The following is a 14,495-nucleotide window of genomic DNA, read 5'->3' on the forward strand; positions in this document are numbered from 1 at the left end:
CCGGGTCGGCGCCGCTCATCGCAGCGGCGCCGACCCGGTGGGGCGCTGGCACCGCGGACAGTAGTGGCTGGACCGGTTCATGAACGAGTCCCGCACGATCGGGCGACCGCACCGCGGACACGGCAGGCCGTCCCGGCCGTAGGCGTTGAGCGAGTGCGCGAAGTAACCGGCCTGGCCGTTCACATTGACGTACTGCGCGTCGAAGCTCGTGCCGCCTTCCGCGAGCGCCTTCAGCAGCACCGCGCGCACCTCGGCGAACAGGCGGCGCACCGCGCGGACGCTGAGGGCATCGCCCGGCGTTTCGGGATGGATGCGGGCCGCCCACAGCGCCTCGTCCGCATAGATGTTGCCGACGCCGCTGACCACGGTCTGATCCAGGAGGATCCGCTTGACCGCCGAACGCTTCGCGCGCACCCGGGCGACGACCGCGGCTTCGTCGAAGGCGTCGTCGAGCGGATCGCGGCCGATGTGGACCACCTGCGAGGGGACGAGCGCCTCGTCGCTCCCCCATCCCCCGACGCGCCCGTCGGCCGTGGGCACCAGATCGTCGATCGCCAACGAGCCGAAGGTCCGCTGATCGGCGAACACGACGGCCAGGTCGCCGTGATCCGGGTGATGGACGTCCAGGCGCACCCGCTCGTGCCGTTCCACCAGGGCACCGGATGCCCGGAGAAGCATCTGTCCGCTCATGCCGAGGTGGGCGATGACGGCGCCGCGAGGGGCGTCGTCTGCGGATGCCGGAGCCAGCGGCATCCAGAGGAACTTGCCGCGTCGCGCGACGCCGGTGATCAGGCGGCCGGTCAACGCGCGTTCGAAAGAGCCGGCATCGCCGTCGTGACGCGTCAGCGCGCGGGCATCGCGCGCGTCCACCGCGACGATGCGCGCCCCGACCACCGCCGGTGCGAGACCGGCGCGGACGACCTCGACCTCGGGAAGCTCAGGCACGTTCGCTGAGCGTGCGCCACAGGGTGAGCGCCGCGGCCATCTCGGCCTGCTTCTTGCTCGATCCCACTCCTCGGCCGGCGGTGTCTCCGACGGACACGGTGGCGGTGAAGACGCGGTTGTGGTCGGGGCCCTCGGCCGCGATCTCGTAGACCGGGGGCGTGAGCCCGAGACGCGCGGCCAGTTCCTGGAGGCTGGTCTTCGGGTCCATCGCCGCACCGTACCGGTCGGGATCGGCCATCAACGGCTGCACGAGCCGCAGCACGAGCGCGGTGGCCGCGTCCGGACCCGCCGAGAGGTAGGTGGCACCGATGACGGCTTCCATCGTGTCGGCGAGGATGGAGTCCTTGTCGCGTCCGCCGGTCTGGTCCTCGCCGCGGCCCAGGCGGAGATGCCCGCCGAGCCCGATACCGCGCGCGACCTCGGCCAGGGCGACCGTCGAGACGACGCTCGCCCGGCGCTTGGCGAGGGCGCCTTCCTCGAGGTCGGGGTGCGCGACGAACAGATGCACCGTCACGGCCTGACCGAGGATCGAGTCGCCGAGGAATTCGAGCCGCTCGTTGTGCGGCACGCCGCCGTTCTCATACGCGAACGAGCGGTGCGTGAGCGCAACCGACAGAAGCTCGGGGTCGATGTCGACCCCGAGCTTGTCGGTGAGCACACGGTGCTCGATCACGGCATCCGCCATCAGATGGCCGCGGCGATCAGATGTCGGCGACCTTGCGGCCCTTGTACTCGAGGAACAGCTCGGTGCCCTGCGAGTCGGTGACGACCTTCGCCTGGTGCGGGCGGCTGTAGACGACCTTGCCGTTCTCGACGGTCTTGACGAGCGTGGGGGCCTCGGCCTTCCACTGCGCGCGACGCGAACGAGTGTTGGAGCGGGAGACCTTCCGCTTCGGGGGGTTACCTGCCATGGCTAGCTCTTCTCTGTGTCGGTGACGACAGGGCGCGGAGCCTCGTCGTCAGGGTCTGGGGTGAGGGCCTTCAGCGCGGCCCAGCGCTCGTCGATCGGGATCTCCGGCGCGGTTCCTGCGGCCAGCTTCTCGCCCGTGACGGGGTCGAGCCCCGGGCAGTCCGGCTGGCACACCGGCTGGAACGGAAGCGAGAGGACGATCGCATCCCTGACCGGAGTTTCAAGATCCACGTGGTCGTCTTGAACCTCGAAGTCGATCGCTTCCGTGCCAGGATACCCGAAGAGCTCCTGAATCTCGACTTCGACAGGCTGGACGATGTCGGTGAGGCACCGCCCGCAGACGCCGGAGTACGCGGTGTCGATCTCCGCCGTGACGAGGATGCCTTCGTGCACCGACTCCAGACGCACCGCCAGATCGATCGGCTCGCCCTGCGCGATGGAGACGAGTCCTTCGCCCCATTTCGCCGGTGCAGGGACCTCGACGTCGAACTCACGCATCTCTCCCGCGCGATGGGCGATGTCCCTAACGGGGAAGACGAACGGACCGCTCACATGCTTTCTGACCACCACGCAATGCTAGTCGTCCGTGCGCCCGAGAGGGCCGTCAGCTCTCCCCCGCGCCCGTGTCGAGGAAGCGCGCGACCGGCCCGGGCACGAACGGCGACACGTCTCCGCCGAGAGCGGCGACCTGACGCACCAGCGAGCTCGATACGAGCGCGTGCGCGGGATCGGGCAGCAGGAAGACGGTCTCGATGTCCGCGAGGTGACGGTTGACGATGGCCATCGGGGTCTCGTAGGCGACGTCCACCTGCGAGCGGATCCCCTTCACGAGCACGCCGGCGTCCACGTCCTGCGCGTAGTCGACGAGGAGTCCGACACTCCAGGACGCGACGATGACATCACCCTCGACGCCCTCCTCGGCGATGGACTGCTCGAGCAGGCTCAGCCGCTGCGCGATCGGCAGCATCGCCTCTTTGCCCGGATTGTGCACGACCAGCACGTGCAGCTCGTCGTAGAGGGCCGCGGCGCGGCGGATGACGTCGAGATGACCGAGGGTCGGCGGATCGAAGGAGCCCGGGACCACCGCGATGCGGTTGTTCATGCGGATCAGCCTAGCGGCGGGGCCCGGGGAGCCTCCTGAGGACTCAACTCTTGGACAGCGCGGCGCGTTCCTGCTGCCCGACCCGGCGTTCGATCGCGGCGACCAGCCCGGGATGCCGGGAGAGCGTCGGATCCTCGGCCAGGACGTCCTCGGCGGCGGAGCGCGCCGAGGCGATGAGATCGGCGTCGGCGACCACCCTCAGCAGCCGCAGCGACGTGCGCGCGCCGGACTGCGCGTCGCCGAGGACATCGCCCTCGCCGCGCAGTTCCAAGTCGACCTCGGCGAGCAGGAAGCCGTCGGTCGTGGCGGCCACCGCCTCGACCCGCGAGCGCGCGGGCGTTCCCTCCGGAGCCTCCGTGACCAGCAGACACAGGCCCGGCACCTCGCCGCGGCCCACGCGTCCGCGCAGCTGGTGCAGCTGGGAGACGCCGAACCGATCGGCCTCCAGGATGATCATCGCCGACGCGTTGGGCACGTCGACGCCGACCTCCACCACGGTCGTCGCGATGAGCACGTCGATCTCACCGCGCGCGAAGGCCTGCATGACGGCATCCTTCTGCTCACCCGGCATCCGTCCGTGGAGGATCTCGACGCGCAGCGCGTCGAACGCGGGGATGCCCGCCAGCAGCGCGGCCACCTGGACGACGCCCCACCGCGTGCGGGGCTGCTCGCCCTCGACCGGCGGCGCGCCGGCGGGAGCCTCGTCCGCGGCATCCCGCGCGTCTTTGCCCGTGGCCTCGGCGTCGATCGCGGCGCACACGACGAACACCTGGTGGCCGGCGGCGACCTCCTCCGCTGCCCGCTCCCACACGCGCCCGAACCAGCCCGGCTTCTCGGCGAGAGGCGCGACGTGGGTCGCGATGCCGGCACGGCCGCTGGGCATCGTGCGGATGGTCGACACGTCGAGGTCGCCGAAGACGGTCATCGCGACGGTACGGGGAATCGGCGTGGCGGTGAGGACGAGCACGTGCGGCGCGGTGCCCTTCGCGCGCAGGGTCTCCCGCTGCTCGACGCCGAAGCGGTGCTGCTCGTCGACGACGACGAGCCCGAGATCGGCGAAGGTCGTCGACGCGCTCAGCAGCGCGTGCGTCCCGACGACGATCCGCGCCTGCCCCGACGCCACGCGCAGGGCCGCCTTGCGCCGCTCCGCGGCGGGCAGCTGACCGGTCAGCAGCGTCGGCATGAGCTCGGGGGCGAGTCGGGGTCCCAGCATCCGTGCGATCGAGCGCACGTGCTGGGCGGCGAGCACCTCGGTGGGCGCGATGAGGGCCGACTGACCGCCGGACTCCGCGACCTGCAGCATCGCCCGCAGCGCCACGAGCGTCTTCCCCGATCCGACCTCGCCCTGCACGAGCCGGTTCATCGGCCAGTCGCCCTCGAGGTCGGCGGCGATGCGGTCGCCGACGGAGAGCTGGTCGGGCGTGCGCGCGAACGGCAGCCGTTCGTCGAACTCGGCGAGCAGCCGCCCGGGGCGCCGTGCCGTCGCCGCCATCTCCCGCACGGCCTCGCGCTGCTGCAGCAGCGCCGTCTGCAGGACGAAGGCCTCGTGCATGCGCAGGGTGCGGCGGGCGTCGTCGATCTGCTCGAAGCTCTCGGGGGCGTGGATGCGGCGCAGCGCCGCATCCGCCTCCAGCAGTCCCTCCCGGCGGCGCAGCGGCTCGGGAAGCGGGTCGGCCACCCCCGCGAGGCTCTGCAGGACGACGCCGACCGCCTTCTGCACCTGCCAGGTGGCCACCGTGCTGGTCGCGGGGTAGATGGGGATGGGCGTGTGCTGCTGGGCCTGGGCGTTCAGACGGGCCGTGTCCACGTCCTCGAAGAGCGTGTAGTCGGGGTGGGCCAGCTGCTGGTGGCCCTGGAACTGTCCGACCTTGCCGGAGAACATCCCCTGGCGACCGACCTGGAGGTCGTTGGCGCGCCACGCCTGGTTGAAGAAGGTGAGCGTCAGCGCTCCCGCCCCGTCGCTGATGACGACTTCCAGGAGCGAGCCGCGGCGCTGACGCATCTGCCGCGACGACACCGAGCGCACCTCCGCGACGATCGTCACCTGCTCCCCCAGCGGCAGCGAGTCGATCGGCGTCAGCTCTCCGCGACGGGCGTAGCGGCGCGGGTAGTGGGTGAGCAGATCGGCCACCGTGATCATGCCGAACGCACGCTCGAACAGCTTCGCGGTCGGGGCCCCCAGCGCATCGACCAGAGCGGTGTCGAGCGTGAACGCGGGCATGCACCGAGTCTATTCAGGCCCGCCGACGCCGAGCACGGCCCGCCGCGCTCGGCGGGAGCACAGCCCGCGCCCGTAGAGTCGCGTGGTGCTCCGACGCTTCCTCTCCCGACTCTTCTGGCTGTGCAGCCGGTGGCGCCTGCGATCCACCCCCGCCCCCACGCGGCCGACGGTGCTCATCGGCGCGCCCCACACCTCCAACTGGGACTTCGTCTTCATGCTGGCGATCTCGTGGCGCCTGGGCATGCGCATCCACTGGCTCGGCAAGGACGCGCTGTTCGCCGGCTGGAGAGGGCCGCTCATGCGCGCGCTGGGCGGCATCCCCGTCGATCGCACCGATGCGGGTCGCGTCGTCGAGGAGATCGTCGCCCGCATCCGTGCCGGTGAGGTGTTCGGGCTGGTCGTCACGCCCGACGGGACGCGCGGAGCGAACGCGTATTGGAAGAGCGGCTTCTACCGCATCGCCCGGGAGACGGGCATGCCGCTGACCCTCGGCTACGTCGATCGCACGACGATGACGACCGGGCTCGGTCCGACCGTGGAGCTCACCGGCGACGTCGCGAGCGACATGGACCGCATCCGCGCGTTCTACGCCGACAAGGCGGGATTCCGCCCCGAATGGCGGACCGAACCGCGACTGCGCAGCGAGGACGACGGCGCCGCCGGCGAGCGGGCCGACGCGCCCGCGGCGTGAGGTGCCCGTTAAGGTGAAGCCGTGACGCGCATCATCTCCGGCCGCGCCGGCTCGCTGGCTCTCGCGGTCCCGGATGCCGGGACACGACCCACCAGCGACCGCGTGCGCGAATCGCTGTTCGGCGCGCTCGACGCGGCCGATCTGGTCGCCGGGGCGGCGGTGCTCGACCTGTACGCGGGCTCCGGTGCGCTCGGGCTCGAGGCAGTGAGCCGCGGCGCCGCCTCGGCGGATCTCGTCGAGCGCGCGCCCCGCGCCGCCGCGGTCGCCGAGCGCAACGTACGCGCCGTCGCGAAGGCCGTGCCGGGGGTCTCGGTACGCGTGCACCGTTCGTCGGTCGACGCGTTCCTGCGGGCGAGCACGGCCGCGTTCGATCTCGTCTTCCTCGATCCTCCGTACGACCTTCCCGAAGACGAGCTGAGCGGCGCGCTCGACGCGCTGGCTCCGCGCCTGTCGGCGGATGCCGTGGTGATCGTGGAGCGGGCGACGCGGTCGGGAGCGCCGATGCTCCCCGCGTCGCTCGTCCCCGAGCGCGACCGCGCCTACGGCGACACCACGCTCTGGTGGGTGCGACCGGCCTGACCACGGCCCGCTCCCGGGGCCCGATCCCGTGGCACTCGCCCGGGCTATCCCCGTCCGGCGTCCCAGTCGCGGTGGGGATCCCATCCGCTTCTGCCGCCGGGGAGGGCGCCGCCGACCGTGACGACGCCGTCGCCGGCCGTGACGCGGCCGATGCGCCGGAAGCCGTCGGGCAGGTCGGCTCCCGCCCCGAAGCACGCCAGCAGGGCGTGATCCTCGCCGCCGCGCAGCGCCATGTCGTCGAGGGTGTCGTCGAGGTCGATGCTCACGCCCGAGGCGTCCGCCATCCGTGACGCGTCCAGCAGCAGACCATCCGACACGTCCATCATGGCGGTGGCGCCGGCACGGGCCGCCACCGGTCCGAGAGCGATCGGCGGCCGCGGACGCCGTTGCGCCTCGACGTCGGCGCGTTCGGCCGGAGTGAGGGGCGCGGCATCCACCGCGATGGGCCGCCCGCGGTCGTCGCGGAAGCGATCGAACAGCAGCGCGAGTCCTCGGCCCGCCGCCCCCAGATCACCCGCGACCGCGACCACATCGCCGACGCGCGCACCGGAGCGTCGCACGGGCGCCGCACCGTCCAGCACGCCCAGCACGGTGACCGCAATGCTCAGGGTGTCGGATGCCGCCAGGTCGCCGCCCTCGACCGCGCACCCCGGGGCGAGGGCGTCGCACGCGGCGCGCATTCCGCGCGCGATGTCGATGACCAGGTCGGCCGACGTGTCGTCGGGGAGCATGAGCGCGACGAACAGCGCGGTCGGACGGGCGCCCATCGCGGCGATGTCGGAGAGGTTCACGGCGGCCGCCTTCCACCCCAGGTCGAAGCCCGACGACCACGCGAGACGGAAGTCGGGACCGTGGACCAGCGTGTCGGTCGAGACCACGACCCGCCCGTCGTCGACGCGGAGCACCGCGGCGTCGTCCCCGGGGCCCACGACGGCCCGCGACGACCCCTCGAAGACCCCCAGGATGCGTCGCAGGAGCTCGCGTTCGCCGAGGTCGCGCACGGTCTCGGTGGGAGGCGGGGTCATTCCTCCACGGTAGCCTGGAGGGGTGCCTGCTTCGCGTCCGCTCGTCATCTCGGCGACCGCGGTGCTCGCCGTCGCGGTCGCCCTCGGCGTCACCGGGTGCAGCGCCACCGTGTCGATGACCCCGGCCAAGAGCGCCAACGACCCCGCCTGCGCCGCGGTCACGGCGCGCCTTCCCGCGACCGTCGACGGCCAGGAGCGCCGGTGGACCGACGCCCAGGCGACCGGAGCATGGGGCTCCCCCGCGAGCGTCCTGCTCACGTGCGGACTCGCGGCGCCGGGCCCGAGCACCCTGGTCTGCCAGACCGTGGACGGCATCGACTGGCTCGTCGACGACGCGGAGGCGCCGCACTACCGCTTCACCACGTTCGGCCGCACACCGGCCGCCGAGGTCTATCTCGACTACGACCTCGTGAGCGGCCGCGATGTCCTGAGCGCGCTGTCGTCGGCGGTGCAGCAGCTGCCCACGGACGGCCGATCCTGCACCGACCGTCCGACGTCCTGAGCGTCGATCTCCCGCTGCGGGGCTCGCGCCCGCTCAGTGCACGCGGGCGAGGTCGATCAGCTCGCTGATCAGCTCCGGGTAGCTCATCCCCGACGCGATCCAGCACTTCGGGAACATCGAGATGGGCGTGAAGCCGGGCATCGTGTTCACCTCGTTGACGAAGAACTCCGTCCCGGTGAAGAAGAAGTCCACGCGCGCGAGTCCTTCGCCGCCGACCGCCTCGAACGCGCGCACCGCGATGCGCTGCATCTCGGCGAGCTCGCCCTCTCGAAGGTCGGCGGGGCACACGAGGTCGATGCCGGGGGCATCCAGGTACTTCGCGTCGAAGTCGTAGAACTCACGGCCGCTGATGACGATCTCACCGGCCACGCTGACCCGCGCCGGCTCGCCGTCGCGGCCGGCCAGCACACCGCACTCCACCTCGCGACCCACGACGGCCTGCTCGACCAGGACGGTGTCGTCCTCGGCGAAGGCCGTCGCCAGCGCGGCGTCCAGCTCCGACCAGTCGGAGACCCTCGAGACCCCGACGCTCGAGCCCGCGCGGGCGGGCTTCACGAAGGCGGGCAGGCCGAGCGAGCGGATGCGGCGGTGCCAGAGATCGTGGTCGCGCGCCAGGTCGCGCTCCGTCACCGTGACCCACGGCACGACCGGCACGCCCGCGGCCTTCAGGACGCTCTTGGTCGTGTGCTTGTCCATGCCGATCGCGGACATGAGCAGGCCCGCGCCGACGTACGGCAGATCGAGCAGCTCGAGGAAGCCCTGGATGGTGCCGTCCTCGCCGAAGCGGCCGTGCAGGATCGGGAAGACCACGTCGATCGGACCCAGCGAACGGATGCCGTCGGCATCCTGGACCTTGAGCTCACGCGAGCGGACGGAATCCGGCCAGACGATGCGCGTGCCGTTGTCGACCACCTCGGGCAGGTGCCCGGGGTCGAGGGCGAACTTGTCGGGGTCGTCGTCTTCGAGGACGAAAGCACCCTCGCGGGTGATGCCGATGGGGATGACCGCGAAGCGGTCACGGTCGATCGCCCGCAGCACTCCCCCCGCCGTGGCGGAACTGATCGAATGCTCGCTGGAACGCCCTCCGAAGAGCACCGCCACTACCGCTTTGTCCATTCTGGGTCCTCTCGCCCGTCGGCTTGTCGTCGTCGGTGGTCAGGTGGGGCGCGATGTCGCGCGGGTTCATCGTGCCGTCCAGGACCATCTTGACCTGCTCCACGATCGGCATGTGCACACCCGACTCCCGCGCGAGCTGCAGCACCGGGGCGACCGACGCGAGTCCCTCGGCGGTCTGGTTCATCTGCTTCACGACGTCCTGGAAGCTGTAGCCCTGGCCCAGCAGCCGGCCCGCGGTGTTGTTGCGGCTCAGCGGCGACTGGCAGGTCGCGATGAGGTCGCCCAGGCCGGCGAGCCCCTGCAGGGTCTCCTGCTGGGCGCCCTGCGCGACCGCGAAGTCGGTCATCTCGACGAGACCCCGCGTGATGATCGAGGCCTTCGTGTTCTCGCCGTAGCCGACGCCGTCGACGATGCCGATCGCGACGGCGATGAGGTTCTTCAGCACGCCGCCGAACTCCGTGCCGATGACATCGGTGTTGACGAAGGTGCGGAAATAGTCGTTGCGGGCGCGTCGGGCCACCGCCTCGGCCGTCTCCCGACTCGTCGAGGAGATGACGGCCGCGGTCGGCTGCTCGCGCGCGATCTCCAGGGCCAGGTTCGGCCCGGATGCCACGGCGATGCGCGTCGGGTCGCAGTGCAGCTCCTGCTCGATGACCTGGCTCATCCGCAGACCGCTGCGCTTCTCGACGCCCTTCATCAGCGACACGATCGGCGCGTCGGAGTCGGCGACGAGGGGGCGCACCGCTTTGAGGTTCTGGCGGAGGGCCTGGCTGGAGATCGCGAGGTACACCTGCGACGCCCCCTCGAGCGCCTCGGACAGGTGCGTCGTGGCGGACATGGCGCGCGGCAGGTTGATCCCGGGCAGGTACTCGCTGTTGCGGTGGCCCTCCTGGATCTCCTGGGCCAGCTCGGCACGACGAGCCCACATGACGACGTGCGCTCCCCCGTCGGCGAGCACCTTGCCGAACGTCGTGCCCCAGCTGCCCGAGCCGATCACGGCGACCCGGGGCATCGCCGACTCGCCCCTACGACTCAAGGCGACCCGTCTCGTTCTGGCCGTGGGCGGCCGGGTTCCAGCGCTCCGCGGGGGGCTCCTCGCCGCGCAGGGTGCCGAGGAGCGCGGCGACGTCGGCCATCACGGCATCCGTGGCCGCGACGAGGTTCGCCGCACCCATCGCGCCGGCGCCGGTGTAGGCGGAGAGATCGGTGGCGGGACCCAGCGCCAGCCGCACGCGACGCCGCGGTGGCCAGAGGCGGAGCTTGCCGTAGCGCGGGAGGATCTGCTGCACGCCCCAGGTCGCGGCCGGGATCACGGGGATGGGCTCCGCGGCGGCCAGAGCCAGGCGCACGGCCCCGGTCTTGCCGCGCATCGGCCACATGTCCGGGTCGCGGGTGAGCGAGCCTTCCGGGTAGACGATGACGCCGCGGCCGTGGGTCACGAGGTCTTCGGACTGCTGCAGCGTCTGCTTCGCCGCCGCGGACGACGACGACCGGGCGACGGGGACCATGCCGGTAGCCCGCAGGGCGGCGCCCAGGACGGGGACGCGGAACAGGCTCTCCTTCGCCATGAACCGCGGAGCGCGGCCCATGCGCCACGTGCCCACCGCCAGGATCAGCGGGTCGAACTCGCTGTAGTGGTTGGGGGCCAGCACATACGGCCCCTCGGCGGGCAGGTGCTCGGCGCCGGTGATCTCGATCTTCGCGAACCATCCGACGGCCGGCACGATGAGCGCGGCGAGCGGCCAGAAGGCGCTGGGCCGCGTCTTCTCGGCGGAGGCGCGTCGCCGCGCGGGACGGGCCACGCCGGTCATCCGACGACGTCGAAGTCGGCGCCCAGCGCCGTCAGCTTCTCGAGGAACTTCTCGTAGCCGCGGCGGATGATGTCCACCCCCGCGACGCGGGAGGTCCCCTCCGCGGCCAGGGCGGCGATGACGTAGCTGTAGCCGCCGCGCAGGTCGGGAACGACGACGTCGGCGCCGTGCAGCGGCGTCGGGCCGGTGATCACGGCGGCCTGCTCCAGCGCGCGGCGCGGGACGCGGCGGTCGGCGCTGGCGATGCCCTCGGGGTGCACGACGATGTCGGCGCCCATCTTGTTGAGGGCCTGGGTGAAGCCGAGACGGTTCTCGTAGACCGTCTCGTGAACGGTCGAGACGCCCTCGGCCTGCGTGAGCGCGACGATGAGGGGCTGCTGCCAGTCGGTCATGAAACCGGGGTGGACATCGGTCTCGACGACGACGGGCTTGAGCGCACCGCCGCGGCGGAAACGGATGCCGTCCTCGTGGATGTCGAAGTCGCCGCCCACCTTGCGGAAGACGTTGAGGAAGGTCAGCATCTCCTGCTGCTTCGCTCCGCCGACGAAGATGTCGCCGTCCGTGGCCAGCGCCGCGCAGGCCCAGGATGCGGCCTCGTTGCGGTCGAAGATGCTCCGGTGGTCGTAGCCGCGCAGCGACTCCACACCCTCGATGAAGATGACGCGGTTGGGCTCGTAGGAGATGATCGCGCCCATCTTCTGCAGGACGGCGATGAGATCCATGATCTCCGGCTCGATGGCCGCGTTGCGAAGCTCGGTGGTGCCCTTCGCGCGCACGGCCGTCAGCAGCACCTGCTCGGTCGCTCCCACGCTCGGGTACGGCAGGGCGATGTTCGCCCCGGAGAGCCCGTTCGGAGCGGAGAGGCGGATGCCGCTGGGCAGCTTGTCCACCGTCGCGCCGAAGGCGCGCAGCGCGTCGAGGTGGAAGTCGATCGGACGGTCGCCGATGCGGCATCCGCCGAGGTCCGGGATGAAGGCCTGGCCGAGCAGGTGCAGCAGCGGTCCGCAGAAGAGGATCGGGATGCGCGACGCGCCCGCGTGGGCGTCGATCTCCTCCATGTGCGCCGAGACCGCTCCGCGCGGGTCGAGACGCAGGACGCCGTCGCCGTCGTCGGTCACGGTCACGCCGTGCACCTCCAGGAGCGATCGCACGACCTGGACATCGCTGATGTCGGGTACGTCGCGCAGCACGCTCTCGGTCTCGCCGAGCAGCGCCGCGACCATCGCCTTGGTGGCGAGGTTCTTGGCGCCCTTCACCTCGACGCGTCCGGTCAGCGGCCGCCCGCCCCGGATCTCGAGGACCGAGCCCTCGCCTCCGGCGGGTGTCGACGCCGAAGCGCTCAGGAGGGTGTTCATGGATCGAACCTCACATCGTGTGTCGAGGACGGGAAAGGAGAGGGGCGGGCATGCCCCGATCGGGGGCGGGTCCGTCCTAGCGGACCGGCAGCGTCCGGGGGCGCCACGCCTCGCGGCGCGCCTCGAACTGCGCGATCCTGTCCTCGTTGCGCAGGGTCAGCCCGATGTCGTCGAGGCCTTCGAGGAGTCTCCACCTAGTGTAATCGTCGATCTCGAACGAGACCCGGAGCTCGCCGATCGTCGCGGTGCGCTCGACGAGGTCGACGGTGATCTCGGCGCCCGGATGCGCGTCGATCTCGGCCCAGATCGCCTCGAGGTCGGCCTCGGAGATCACGCCCGTGACCAGGCCCTGCTTGCCGGCGTTGCCCCGGAAGATGTCGGCGAACTTCGGGCTCAGCACCACCTGGAAGCCGTAGTCGCGCAGCGCCCACACGGCGTGTTCGCGGCTCGACCCGGTTCCGAAGTCGGGACCCGCGACGAGCACCGAGGCGTGCGAGAACGTCGGCTGGTTCAGGACGAACTCGGGGTCCTGTCGCCAGTTGGCGAACAGTGCGTCCTCGAAACCGGTCTTGGTCACCCGCTTGAGGTACACCGCGGGGATGATCTGGTCGGTGTCGACCGCCGAACGCTTCAGCGCGGCGGCGACGCCGGTGTGGGTCGTGAACTTCTCCACGTCAGGCTCCAATCCCGGTCGTCGCGCGCTCCGCAGGTGAGTCGATACGGGGCAGATCGGACGGACTCGCGAGGCGGCCCAGCACCGCGGTGGCGGCGGCCACGAGCGGCGACACGAGGTGCGTGCGCCCGCCCTTGCCCTGACGGCCCTCGAAGTTGCGGTTGCTGGTGGAGGCGCAGCGCTCGCCCGGGGCGAGCTGGTCGGGGTTCATGCCCAGACACATCGAGCACCCCGCGAACCGCCACTCGGCGCCGAACGCGGTGAAGACCTTGTCGAGGCCCTCCGCCTCGGCTTCCAGGCGCACGCGCGCCGAGCCGGGGACGACCATCACCCGCACGTGCTCCGCCTTCTGACGCCCCTCGATGACCGACGCGAAGGCGCGCAGGTCCTCGATGCGGCTGTTCGTGCAGGAGCCCATGAAGACGGCATCCACCGCGACGTCCTTCAGCGGCGTGCCGGCGGCGAGATCCATGTACTCCAGCGCACGCTCCGCGGCCGCGCGCTCGTTCGCGTCGGTGAAGGATGCCGGGTCGGGAACGACGTCCGACAGCGAGACGCCCTGCCCGGGATTGGTGCCCCAGGTGACGAAGGGCTCGAGCTCGTTCGCGTCGAGGAAGACCTCGGCGTCGTAGACGGCGCCCTCGTCGCTCGGCAGCGTGCGCCAATAGGCGACGGCGTCGTCCCAGTCCTGACCCTGGGGGGCGTGCGGCTTGTCCTTCACGTACGCGAACGTCGTCTCATCGGGGGCGATCATGCCGGCGCGGGCGCCCGCCTCGATGGACATGTTGCACATCGTCATGCGGCCCTCCATCGACAGCGACCGGATGGCGCTGCCGCGGAACTCGAGCACGTAGCCCTGGCCGCCGTTCGCGCCGATCTTGGCGATGATCGCGAGGATGATGTCCTTCGCGGTGACCCCGGGCTTCAGCTCGCCCTCGACGGTGATGGCCATCGTCTTGAACGGCTTCAGCGGCAGGGTCTGCGTGGCCAGGACGTGCTCGACCTCGCTCGTGCCGATACCGAAGGCCATGGCACCGAACGCGCCGTGCGTCGAGGTGTGGCTGTCGCCGCAGACGACGGTGATGCCGGGCATGGTCAGGCCCAGCTGGGGCCCGACGACGTGGACGATGCCCTGTTCCTTGTCGCCGAGCGAGTGCAGGCGGACGCCGAACTCCTCCGCGTTGCGACGCAGGGTCTCGATCTGCGTCCGGCTCGTCAGGTCGGCGATCGGCTTGTCGATCTCGAGCGTCGGGGTGTTGTGGTCCTCGGTCGCGATCGTGAGGTCGAGTCGCCGCACCGGGCGGCCCTCCGCACGCAGGCCGTCGAAGGCCTGCGGGCTCGTGACCTCGTGCACCAGGTGCAGGTCGATGTAGATCAGGTCGGGCTGGCCGTCTTCGCCCTTGACCACGAGGTGGTCGTCCCACACCTTCTCGGCGAGGGTCCGCGGGCGGTCGGGAATCGTCATGCTCATGCTGTCTCGTTCTCCAGATAAGAGGATCAAGCCCGCGACGGACTCCGCGACGAGTGAGGGCTCAGAACGAGGTCTCGTCGCGGCCGCTAAGGAG

At 71.3% G+C, this 14,495-nt stretch carries 16 protein-coding genes; 3 read left to right on the forward strand and 13 right to left on the reverse strand.

Annotated elements, in window-relative coordinates; all coding sequences use genetic code 11:
* Nucleotides 1–15: 15 nt before the first annotated feature.
* The 6 genes from mutM to KY498_RS03635 are packed head-to-tail and all read right to left on the reverse strand — an operon-like array spanning nucleotide 16 to nucleotide 5,178.
* Entirely contained in the window at nucleotides 16–945 is a 930-nt protein-coding gene (gene mutM, locus KY498_RS03610) for a bifunctional DNA-formamidopyrimidine glycosylase/DNA-(apurinic or apyrimidinic site) lyase (protein WP_191008498.1), read from the reverse strand.
* Nucleotides 938–1,630: a ribonuclease III gene (gene rnc, locus KY498_RS03615; RefSeq protein WP_191008497.1), complete on the reverse strand. Its 693-nt coding sequence runs from the start codon at nucleotides 1,628–1,630 to the stop codon at nucleotides 938–940. The genes mutM and rnc overlap by 8 nt, the downstream gene beginning before the upstream one ends.
* A 16-nt stretch (nucleotides 1,631–1,646) precedes the next feature.
* On the reverse strand, nucleotides 1,647–1,856 hold the full coding sequence (gene rpmF, locus KY498_RS03620; RefSeq protein WP_005050211.1) for a 50S ribosomal protein L32: 210 nt from the start codon (nucleotides 1,854–1,856) through the stop codon (nucleotides 1,647–1,649).
* 2 nt (nucleotides 1,857–1,858) lie between these two features.
* A complete protein-coding gene (locus KY498_RS03625) occupies nucleotides 1,859–2,407 on the reverse strand; it encodes a DUF177 domain-containing protein (protein WP_060958465.1) in 549 nt (182 codons plus the stop codon).
* Nucleotides 2,408–2,459: 52 nt separating this feature from the next.
* Nucleotides 2,460–2,957 carry a pantetheine-phosphate adenylyltransferase gene (coaD, locus tag KY498_RS03630; RefSeq protein WP_191008496.1) on the reverse strand — a complete coding sequence of 166 codons (498 nt, stop codon included), beginning with the start codon at nucleotides 2,955–2,957 and terminating at the stop codon, nucleotides 2,460–2,462.
* A gap of 43 nt (nucleotides 2,958–3,000) precedes the next feature.
* A complete protein-coding gene (locus KY498_RS03635) occupies nucleotides 3,001–5,178 on the reverse strand; it encodes an ATP-dependent DNA helicase RecG (RefSeq protein ID WP_191008495.1) in 2,178 nt (725 codons plus the stop codon).
* Nucleotides 5,179–5,263: 85 nt separating this feature from the next.
* Between KY498_RS03635 and KY498_RS03640 the strand changes: the two genes are divergently transcribed.
* Together KY498_RS03640 and rsmD are read left to right on the forward strand one after the other, a co-directional pair.
* A complete protein-coding gene (locus KY498_RS03640) occupies nucleotides 5,264–5,869 on the forward strand; it encodes a 1-acyl-sn-glycerol-3-phosphate acyltransferase (protein ID WP_101307222.1) in 606 nt (201 codons plus the stop codon).
* 21 nt (nucleotides 5,870–5,890) lie between these two features.
* Nucleotides 5,891–6,448 carry a 16S rRNA (guanine(966)-N(2))-methyltransferase RsmD gene (gene rsmD / locus KY498_RS03645; RefSeq protein WP_101306225.1) on the forward strand — a complete coding sequence of 186 codons (558 nt, stop codon included), beginning with the start codon at nucleotides 5,891–5,893 and terminating at the stop codon, nucleotides 6,446–6,448.
* A 44-nt stretch (nucleotides 6,449–6,492) separates the two neighbouring features.
* Here rsmD and thiL read toward each other — a convergent pair whose 3' ends face one another.
* Nucleotides 6,493–7,473, reverse strand: a complete 981-nt coding sequence (thiL, locus tag KY498_RS03650; RefSeq protein ID WP_191008494.1) for a thiamine-phosphate kinase — start codon at nucleotides 7,471–7,473, stop codon at nucleotides 6,493–6,495.
* Between the two features lie 22 nt (nucleotides 7,474–7,495).
* On the opposite strand from thiL, the gene KY498_RS03655 reads away from it, so the two are divergent.
* Nucleotides 7,496–7,975: a DUF3515 family protein gene (locus KY498_RS03655; RefSeq protein WP_060958460.1), complete on the forward strand. Its 480-nt coding sequence runs from the start codon at nucleotides 7,496–7,498 to the stop codon at nucleotides 7,973–7,975.
* Between the two features lie 33 nt (nucleotides 7,976–8,008).
* Here KY498_RS03655 and KY498_RS03660 read toward each other — a convergent pair whose 3' ends face one another.
* The 6 genes from KY498_RS03660 to leuC all read right to left on the reverse strand — a co-directional run bounded on the left by KY498_RS03660 (nucleotide 8,009) and on the right by leuC (nucleotide 14,401).
* The gene (locus KY498_RS03660; protein WP_082734051.1) at nucleotides 8,009–9,091 is read right to left on the reverse strand and encodes a D-alanine--D-alanine ligase family protein; all 1,083 of its coding nucleotides are present in this window, start codon (nucleotides 9,089–9,091) and stop codon (nucleotides 8,009–8,011) included.
* Nucleotides 8,991–10,103, reverse strand: a complete 1,113-nt coding sequence (locus tag KY498_RS03665; RefSeq protein ID WP_060958458.1) for an NAD(P)H-dependent glycerol-3-phosphate dehydrogenase — start codon at nucleotides 10,101–10,103, stop codon at nucleotides 8,991–8,993. Before KY498_RS03665 ends, KY498_RS03660 begins: the two co-directional genes overlap by 101 nt.
* 13 nt (nucleotides 10,104–10,116) lie before the next feature.
* Entirely contained in the window at nucleotides 10,117–10,902 is a 786-nt protein-coding gene (locus KY498_RS03670; protein WP_060958457.1) for a 1-acyl-sn-glycerol-3-phosphate acyltransferase, read from the reverse strand.
* Complete coding sequence (gene murA, locus KY498_RS03675; RefSeq protein ID WP_060958456.1) at nucleotides 10,899–12,257, reverse strand: UDP-N-acetylglucosamine 1-carboxyvinyltransferase; 1,359 nt, start codon at nucleotides 12,255–12,257, stop codon at nucleotides 10,899–10,901. Before murA ends, KY498_RS03670 begins: the two co-directional genes overlap by 4 nt.
* A gap of 76 nt (nucleotides 12,258–12,333) precedes the next feature.
* Nucleotides 12,334–12,930, reverse strand: coding sequence for a 3-isopropylmalate dehydratase small subunit (gene leuD / locus KY498_RS03680; protein WP_101306221.1), 597 nt, complete (start codon nucleotides 12,928–12,930; stop codon nucleotides 12,334–12,336).
* 1 nt (nucleotide 12,931) lies between these two features.
* Nucleotides 12,932–14,401 carry a 3-isopropylmalate dehydratase large subunit gene (gene leuC, locus KY498_RS03685; RefSeq protein WP_191008493.1) on the reverse strand — a complete coding sequence of 490 codons (1,470 nt, stop codon included), beginning with the start codon at nucleotides 14,399–14,401 and terminating at the stop codon, nucleotides 12,932–12,934.
* Between the last annotated feature and the right edge of the window lie 94 nt (nucleotides 14,402–14,495).

The sequence above is a fragment of the Microbacterium sp. PAMC21962 genome, from assembly GCF_019443465.1.
Lineage (GTDB): Bacteria > Actinomycetota > Actinomycetes > Actinomycetales > Microbacteriaceae > Microbacterium > Microbacterium hominis.

Excerpts from the sequence above, each read along its gene's own strand:
- rnc (WP_191008497.1), bottom strand. The coding sequence starts at position 1,630 with ATGGCGGATGCCGTGATCGAGCACCGTGTGCTCACCGACAAGCTCGGG.
- rpmF (WP_005050211.1), bottom strand. The coding sequence starts at position 1,856 with ATGGCAGGTAACCCCCCGAAGCGGAAGGTCTCCCGCTCCAACACTCGT.
- coaD (WP_191008496.1), bottom strand. The coding sequence starts at position 2,957 with ATGAACAACCGCATCGCGGTGGTCCCGGGCTCCTTCGATCCGCCGACC.
- KY498_RS03635 (WP_191008495.1), bottom strand. The coding sequence starts at position 5,178 with ATGCCCGCGTTCACGCTCGACACCGCTCTGGTCGATGCGCTGGGGGCC.
- thiL (WP_191008494.1), bottom strand. The coding sequence starts at position 7,473 with ATGACCCCGCCTCCCACCGAGACCGTGCGCGACCTCGGCGAACGCGAG.
- KY498_RS03660 (WP_082734051.1), bottom strand. The coding sequence starts at position 9,091 with ATGGACAAAGCGGTAGTGGCGGTGCTCTTCGGAGGGCGTTCCAGCGAG.
- KY498_RS03665 (WP_060958458.1), bottom strand. The coding sequence starts at position 10,103 with ATGCCCCGGGTCGCCGTGATCGGCTCGGGCAGCTGGGGCACGACGTTC.
- KY498_RS03670 (WP_060958457.1), bottom strand. The coding sequence starts at position 10,902 with ATGACCGGCGTGGCCCGTCCCGCGCGGCGACGCGCCTCCGCCGAGAAG.
- murA (WP_060958456.1), bottom strand. The coding sequence starts at position 12,257 with ATGAACACCCTCCTGAGCGCTTCGGCGTCGACACCCGCCGGAGGCGAG.
- leuC (WP_191008493.1), bottom strand. The coding sequence starts at position 14,401 with ATGAGCATGACGATTCCCGACCGCCCGCGGACCCTCGCCGAGAAGGTG.